General features: G+C 71.1%; 8 protein-coding genes. All 8 read right to left on the bottom strand.

The genetic code is table 11. The annotated features are described in order from the left end of the window. Window positions 1-123: 123 nt before the first annotated feature. Complete coding sequence (locus tag ACLJQE_RS42475) at window positions 124-600, bottom strand: hypothetical protein (protein ID WP_410645505.1); 477 nt, start codon at window positions 598-600, stop codon at window positions 124-126. Further along, a complete protein-coding gene (locus ACLJQE_RS42470) occupies window positions 597-1,421 on the bottom strand; it encodes an alpha/beta hydrolase (RefSeq protein ID WP_410645503.1) in 825 nt (274 codons plus the stop codon). The genes ACLJQE_RS42475 and ACLJQE_RS42470 overlap by 4 nt, the downstream gene beginning before the upstream one ends. A gap of 3 nt (window positions 1,422-1,424) precedes the next feature. Continuing rightward, complete coding sequence (gene rbfA / locus ACLJQE_RS42465) at window positions 1,425-1,901, bottom strand: 30S ribosome-binding factor RbfA (protein ID WP_410645501.1); 477 nt, start codon at window positions 1,899-1,901, stop codon at window positions 1,425-1,427. 19 nt (window positions 1,902-1,920) lie between these two features. Further along, entirely contained in the window at window positions 1,921-2,214 is a 294-nt protein-coding gene (locus ACLJQE_RS42460) for a DUF503 domain-containing protein (protein WP_410645499.1), read from the bottom strand. A gap of 70 nt (window positions 2,215-2,284) precedes the next feature. Continuing rightward, complete coding sequence (gene infB / locus ACLJQE_RS42455) at window positions 2,285-5,305, bottom strand: translation initiation factor IF-2 (protein ID WP_410645497.1); 3,021 nt, start codon at window positions 5,303-5,305, stop codon at window positions 2,285-2,287. 78 nt (window positions 5,306-5,383) lie between these two features. After that, window positions 5,384-5,638, bottom strand: a complete 255-nt coding sequence (locus tag ACLJQE_RS42450; RefSeq protein WP_410645513.1) for a YlxR family protein — start codon at window positions 5,636-5,638, stop codon at window positions 5,384-5,386. Between the two features lie 140 nt (window positions 5,639-5,778). Then, window positions 5,779-6,825: a transcription termination factor NusA gene (gene nusA / locus ACLJQE_RS42445; RefSeq protein WP_410645495.1), complete on the bottom strand. Its 1,047-nt coding sequence runs from the start codon at window positions 6,823-6,825 to the stop codon at window positions 5,779-5,781. Beyond that, window positions 6,822-7,364, bottom strand: a complete 543-nt coding sequence (gene rimP, locus ACLJQE_RS42440; protein WP_410645493.1) for a ribosome maturation factor RimP — start codon at window positions 7,362-7,364, stop codon at window positions 6,822-6,824. The genes nusA and rimP overlap by 4 nt, the downstream gene beginning before the upstream one ends. Between the last annotated feature and the right edge of the window lie 98 nt (window positions 7,365-7,462).

Raw genomic sequence — 7,462 nt, 5'->3', positions numbered from 1 at the left:
GGCACATCGGGCAACAGCGGGTACGCCAGCAGCCACAACGACTCCGGGCACCACTTCTCCACATCAGTCATCGCTGATCAACGATATCGTCCACCCGGCAACACAACCAAATGAGATGCGGTCTTAGGCGAACGCCTGCTCGGCGAAGCCGAGGCCCCCACGCTCGGTCATGGTCAGGACCTGCCGGGAGACGTGCTGCGGCGGCGTGCGGATGTACTGCCGGAAGCCGCTCGCCCGGAGCTTCAGCTCGAACTCGTGCCCTTCGATGTGCCACATCGGGTCCGGGTGGTCGTCCGGCGGGTCGAGGCGGTGGAGGTCCGCGATCTCCAGGCTTCCGTGCAGCGGGCCGAGGTCGCCGGTGATGTCCCAGGCCTGGTCGAACACCAGGGTCGCCGGGGCGACCCAGAACGTGAAGTGCTTCTGCCTCCGGGCGGGCTCGACCCAGCAGACGATGTAGTCCAGGTCCAGCAGGAGCCGGCCCGGCGGCAGGTCGTCGTCCTCGAGGAAGCCGAGCGCGTGGATGCGGCTGTCGTGCCAGCCCATCTGCGGGAAGTCGGCGTCGGTCCAGACGGCCTTGGACAGGCCGGACGGGTCGGTCACGACAGGCGCTCCCCCACGAACTTCAAGATCTCCGGCAGTACGCCTCGCCAGTATTCGTCATCGTGCCCACCCGGGGAGAACCGGGACACTTCCGGCGAAACCGCCTTCACCAGCCGACGGTCCGCGCCCCGGAAGGGGTCCGACTCGCCGCACCACACGCCGAGGCCCGCGGGGCGCAGATCAGCAGTGTGCAGCAGAGGTTCCTCCGCGCGCCAGTTCGCCTCGTCCGCGAACACCTTGCGGCTGCGGGCGTCCGGCCAGCTGACGAACAACGCCGCGCTCGCCGTCGCCACCGCCTTCAGGTCCGGGTGGGCGCGGGCGAAGCGCAGGGCGCCGAAACCACCCATCGAGATACCGAACACCGCGGCCGCCGGACGCAGGTCGCGGGCGGCCAGCCAGCCGGGGACTTCGTCGGTGAGCATGCGCTGCGGGTCGTCGCTGCCGCCGACGTTCACCCAATAGTGGTCGCCGTCGATGGCCGCGATGGCGAACGGCGGGGTGCCGGCGCGGACCGCCGCCGACAGTAAAGCCGGGACGCCGAGCGAGACGAACGTCCGCGCCCGGGCGCCGCGGCCGTGCAGGGCCAGGCACACCGGCAGGCCCGAGGCCGGGACGCCTTCGGGCGTGATGAGCACCAGGTCGACGTCGGTGCCGCGGGCCGCCGAGTGCATGCGCTGCACCGTCACCGGGTCGCGCAACGCCGCCGGGTGGGTCGGTTCCGGCACCGCGGGCGGGCCGGGCGGCGGCCCGGACGGTGGTGACGAGCAGCCCGCCAGCAGCGCCAGTGCGCTGCCGGCGAGCAGGCCGCGGCGGGAGAGCACGGGTCAGCCCCGGCTCTCTTCCTCCGCGAGCTCGTCTTCTTCGGCCTCTTCGCGAGGGGCCTTGTACGGGTCGGGTTCGCCGGCGTGCTGGGCGCCGGTCGCGCGGCGCGCAACCTCCGCGTCGGCCTCGCGGGCCTTGGCCAGGAGGTCTTCGATCCGCTTCGACTCCTCGGGAATCGTGTCGGCGACGAAGGTCAGCGTCGGCGTGTAGCGAACGCCGGTGCCCTGCCCGACCTTCGAGCGCAGCATCCCGCGCGCCGATTCGAGCGCGGCGGCGGCACCGGCGAAGTCCGGGGGGACGTCCAGCTTCTCGCCGAGCACCGTGTAGTACACCGTGGCGTCGTGCAGGTCACCGGTGACCTTCGTGTCCGTGATGGTCACGTAGTCCAGCCGGGAGTCCTTGACCTCGTGTTCGATCGCCGACGCGACGATCTGCGAGATCCGCTTGGCGAGCTTGCGAGCCCGAGCAGGATCAGCCATGTCGTTCTCCTAGAGAAATTCAATCGTCGGGACCGAGCAGGCGGCGGTGGGCGGAGAGCAGTTCGAATTCCGGCCGGCTCGCCACGTACCGCTCACACGAGTCGAGCACGTCACGGACGTGCTCGCCACCTTCGGCGACCACGGCCACCCCGATGAGGGCCCGGCGGTGCAGATCGGTGTGTCCGGCTTCGGCGACCGACACGGCGAAGCGCTTGCGCACTTCGGCCAGCACCGGACGGACCACGGATCGCTTCTGCTTCAGCGAATGGACGTCGCCGAGCAGGATGTCGAGCTCGAGAGCTCCGACGAACATAGGCAGTTTGGGTGGTGTAGTAGGGAGACACCGGGTGTGCGCGAAAACGCACACCCGGTGCCGTACATCTTTACGCTCGCGGCTTCTCGCGCTGCTCGTACGTCTCGATCGAATCGCCGACCTTGAGGTCGCCGTACGAACCGAGCGTCAGACCGCACTCGTAGCCCTCGCGGACCTCGACCACGTCGTCCTTGAACCGCCGCAGCGAGCTGATCGGCAGGTTCTCCGCCACGACGGTGCCGTCGCGGAGCAGACGGGCCCGGGCGTTGCGCCGGATCTCGCCGGACATGACCAGGCAACCCGCGATCGTGCCGATCTTGGAGGACTTGAAGACCTCGCGGACCTCCGCGCGGCCCAGCTCGACCTCTTCGTACTCCGGCTTGAGCATGCCCTTGAGGGCCTGCTCGATCTCGTCGATCGCCTGGTAGATGACCGTGTAGTACCGGACGTCGACGCCCTCGCGGGTGGCCCGCTCGGTCGCCTTGCCCTGGGCGCGGACGTTGAACCCGAGGACGATCGCGTCGGACGCGGTCGCCAGGTCGATGTCCGACTCGGTCACGCCACCGACACCGCGGTGGACCACGTTCAGCTCGACCTCGTCGCCGACGTCCAGCTGGAGCAGCGAGGCTTCGAGGGCCTCGACGGTGCCCGAGTTGTCACCCTTGATGATCAGGTTGAGGCTGTTCGTCTCCTTCAAGGCGGAGTCGAGGTCCTCGAGGCTGACCCGCTTGCGACGCGACGCGTTGAGCGCGTTGCGAGTACGAGCGGAACGGCGCTCGGCGATCTGCCGGGCGACGCGGTCCTCGTCGACCACCAGGAAGGTGTCGCCCGCACCCGGCACCGAGGTGAACCCGATGACCTGGACGGGACGCGACGGCAGCGCCTCGGTGACGTCGACGTTGTGCTCGTCGACCATCCGGCGGACGCGGCCGTAGGCGTCACCCGCCACGACCGAGTCACCGACGCGCAGCGTGCCGCGCTGGACCAGGACGGTGGCCACCGGGCCGCGGCCGCGGTCGAGGTGTGCCTCGATCGCGACACCCTGGGCCTCCATGTCCGGGTTGGCCCGGAGGTCCAGAGCGGCGTCGGCGGTCAGCAGGATCGCCTCGAGCAGGCCGTCGATGTTGATGTTCTGCCGCGCGGAGATCTCGACGAACATCGTGTCGCCGCCGTACTCCTCGGCGACCAGGCCGTACTCGGTCAGCTGCTGCCGGATCTTGTCCGGGTTCGCGCCTTCCTTGTCGATCTTGTTGATCGCGACCACGATCGGGGCCTTGGCGGCCTGCGCGTGGTTGATCGCCTCGACCGTCTGCGGCATCACACCGTCGTCGGCCGCCACCACGATCACCGCGATGTCGGTCGAGTTCGCACCACGGGCACGCATGGCGGTGAACGCCTCGTGACCCGGGGTGTCGATGAAGGTGATCAGGCGCGGGTTGCCCTCGAGCTCGGTTTCGATCTGGTACGCACCGATGTGCTGCGTGATGCCGCCGGCCTCGCTCTCGCGGACCTTCGTCTTCCGGATCGTGTCGAGCAGGCGGGTCTTACCGTGGTCGACGTGACCCATGATGGTCACGACCGGCGGCCTGACCTGCAGATCCTCTTCGCCACCCGCGTCGTCGCCGTAGGTGATGTCGAAGGTCTCCAGCAGCTCGCGGTCCTCCTCCTCGGGGCTGACGACCTGAACGTTGTAGTTCATTTCGCCGCCGAGCAGCTCGAGGATGTCGTCCGACACGGACTGCGTCGCGGTGACCATCTCGCCGAGGTGGAAGAGCACCTGCACCAGCGAAGCCGGGTTGGCGTCGATCTTCTCGGCGAAGTCGGTCAGCGAGGCACCACGCGGCAGCCGGATCGTCTCGCCCTGCCCCTTGGGCAAGCGGACGCCGCCGACGCTGGGCGCCTGCATGTTGTCCATGTACTCCTGGCGCTTCTGCCGCTTCGACTTGCGACCCTTGCGCGAGGGACCACCCGGACGCCCGAAGGCACCCGCGGTACCGCCACGGCCACCGGGGCCGCCACGGCCACCGCCGCCGCCACGGAAACCGCCGCCACCGGCCGGGGCACCGCCGCCGCCACCGGGACCGCCGCCACCGGGACGGAAGCCGCCGCCGCCACCGCCGCCGCCACCCGGACGGAAGCCGCCGCCACCGCCGCCGCCACCGGGGCCGCCGCGGAAACCGCCGCCACCGCCACCGCCACCGGGGCCGCCACGAGCGCCGCCGCCGGGGCCGCCACGGGCGCCGCCACCGGGACCACCACGAGCGCCGCCACCGGGACCGGCCGGGCGCTGCGTGCGGCCCGGCATCATGCCGGGGTTCGGCCGCGGGGGCATGTTGCCCGGGCTCGGCCGGTTGCCACCGGCGCCACCACCCGGCCGCGGGGCCGGACGGTCACCGCCGGCGCCACCGCCGGGACGCGGGGGCCGGTTGTCGCCGCCCTGACCGCCGCCACCGGGGCGCGGCCCCTGCGGACGCGGCGGAGCGCCGGAACCGACGCCGAACGGGTTGTTGCCGACGCGCGGGGTGCGCGGGCCGGGCTTGGGACCGCCGGGCTTGGGGCCCTGCGGCTTCGGCGGAACGACCGAACCGGTGCCGCCCGCGGGGGGCGTGGCCGGGGTGTTCTGCCGGGGAGCGGCAGGCGCGTCCGCTTTCGCGGCCGGAACCTGCTCCTGGGGTGTGGGTGCGGCAGGCTGCTGACGCGGGCCGGGCCGGGGGCCGGGGCGCTGCCCCGGGGTGGCCGGCTTCGACGCCGCGGGCGCCTGCTGCTGGGGTGCCACCGGAGCCGGGGCCTGAGCGGCCGGGGCGGGCTCCGCCTTGGCCGCCGGAGCCTGCTGGGCAGGCGCGGGGGGCTTCGGGGCGGCGGGCGCACCGGGCTTGGCGGCCGGCGGACCGGGGCGCGCCGACGGACCGGGGGTGGGCTTCTTGGCGCCCTTGGGGGCATACGCGTCGCGAAGACGGCGGGCGACGGGCGCCTCGACCGTGGACGATGCGGACTTGACGAACTCGCCCTGTTCCTTCAACTTCGCGAGCACGTCCTTGCTGGTGATGCCGAGCTCTTTCGCGAGCTCGTGTACGCGGGCCTTGCCTGGCACAACTCTCCTCATCTAGGGGAGGCCAGGCGGAAAACCCGCTGACCTCGTCCTTATTGTCTGACGCTCATGGCTTCAGCTTCACGGCTGACTCATGACGGGTCGACCTGCTTCCTCGAATCCTCGCGAACCCGGGGATGTCCCGGCTTCGTGGTGCGTAGTGGTGCGCTCGACGTGCTCGCGGACTTCACGGGCATCGAGCGCCCCGGGAGCCCGCAAGGCTCTCGGGAAGGCTCGCCGCCGTTCGGCCTTGGCCAGGCAGTCCGGGTCGGGATGCAGCCACGCTCCCCGGCCCGGCAGCCGCCGACGTCCGTCGACGACCACCCGCCTGTCCACCGCGACCACGCGCAGCAGCTCACCGATCAAGGCCCGCCGCTTGCAGCCGACACAAGTCCGCACCGGGGAATTCCGGTGGGGCTGGTGCTCGGCTACCCGCCGCGGGCTTCGAACCACTCCTGAGTCTAGCGCTTCGACCTTCACTCAGCCGAACCGGTTGTCGCGGCGGGCCGCGACGGACGGGCGTGGTCTTGATCACCCTCGTCGTCCGCGGGTGCGGCATCGCTGCGAATGTCGATCCGCCAGCCGGTCAGGCGGGCGGCGAGGCGGGCGTTCTGACCCTCCTTGCCGATCGCCAGCGACAGCTGGAAGTCCGGCACCACGACGCGGGCGGTCTTCGTCCGCTCGTCCACTACTCGTACCGAGACAACCTTCGCGGGCGACAGTGCATTCCCGACGAAGCGAGCGGGATCCTCCGAGAAGTCGATGATGTCGATCTTCTCGCCGGCCAGCTCGCTCATCACGTTCCGCACGCGCGCTCCGACCGGGCCGATGCAGGCGCCCTTGGCGTTGACGCCCGGCACGGTGGACTTGACCGCGATCTTCGTGCGGTGCCCCGGCTCGCGCGCCACGGCGGCGATCTCCACCGTCCCGTCGGCGATCTCCGGCACCTCGAGCGCGAACAGCTTGCGCACCAGGTTGGGGTGCGAACGCGAGAGCGTGATCTGCGGGCCGCGGTTGCTGCGCGACACCGTGACCACGTACGCCTTGATCCGGCTGCCGTGCTCGTAGGACTCCCCGGCGACCTGCTCGCCGGACGGCAGCACGCCCTCGGTGTCACCCACCTGGACCACGACCATGCCGCGCGCGTTGGCGCGGGCGTCGCGCTGGATGACGCCGGCGACGATCTCGCCCTCCTTGGTGGAGAACTCGCCGAAGGTCTTCTCGTGCTCGGCGTCACGCAGCCGCTGCAGGATGACCTGGCGCGCGGTGGTGGCGGCGATCCGGCCGAACCCCTCCGGGGTGTCGTCCCACTCCTCGTCGACCTGGCCGTCGTGGGTCAGTGTGTGCGCGAGCACACGCACCAGGCCCGACTTGCGGTCGATGTCGACGCGGGCGTGCGACTGGTGGCCTTCGGTGTGCTTGTAAGCGGTGAGCAAGGCCGTCTCGATGGCCTCGATCACCGTTTCGAAGGGGATGTCCTTGTCCCGTTCGATCGCCCGTAGCGCGGCGATGTCGACGTTCACTTCGACCCCTTCTCAGTCTCGGCCTGACCGGCAGCGATCATGCCGGACGCGTCGTCTTCGAGCAGTTTCAGGTCCTCGGCGGGCGGCTGCTTGAACTCGATCTCCACGACCGCCTTCGCCACGTCGGCGTAGCGGACGTCGCGGAGCTTGCCGCCGGCCAGGACGCGGGCGGCGTCCGCGCCCGCGTGACCGACCCGGCCGACGAAGGGTTCGCCCTCCGCCGGGCTGACCTTCACCAGGCGGTACCGCGCGCGCCGCCAGTGCCGCGGCTGGGTCAGCGGGCGGTCGAGGCCCGGCGAGGTGACCTCCAGCGTGTAGGCGCTCGCGAGCACGTGCTCGTTCTCGTCGAGCGTCGCCGAGACCGTGCGGCTGATCTCGGCGATCTCGTCCAGCCCGACCCCGTCGTCGGAGTCGACGACGACCTTGACCAGCTGGCGCCGGCCGGCCTGCTGGACCTCGAACGAGTCGAGGTCGAAACCCGCGGCGGTGACGGCTTCGGCCACGATCGGCTGAAGCCGGCTGGCGAGTTCTCCTGGCACGTGGGGCTCTCCTTGGTTCGGGTCGGTGGTGGACCAGCTTATCCGGTCGCCCGCTCACCCCGCGCGAGCGGCGGGGCCGCCCCGGGGCCTGGCAGGAT

It is taken from the genome of Amycolatopsis sp. lyj-346, from assembly GCF_046548975.1.
Lineage (GTDB): Bacteria > Actinomycetota > Actinomycetes > Mycobacteriales > Pseudonocardiaceae > Amycolatopsis.
This window is presented reverse-complemented; position numbering and strand designations above follow the sequence as displayed.

What these genes read in the sequence shown, in the direction of transcription:
- rbfA (WP_410645501.1), bottom strand. Translation starts at nt 1,901, where the DNA reads ATGGCTGATCCTGCTCGGGCTCGCAAGCTCGCCAAGCGGATCTCGCAG.
- ACLJQE_RS42460 (WP_410645499.1), bottom strand. Translation starts at nt 2,214, where the DNA reads ATGTTCGTCGGAGCTCTCGAGCTCGACATCCTGCTCGGCGACGTCCAT.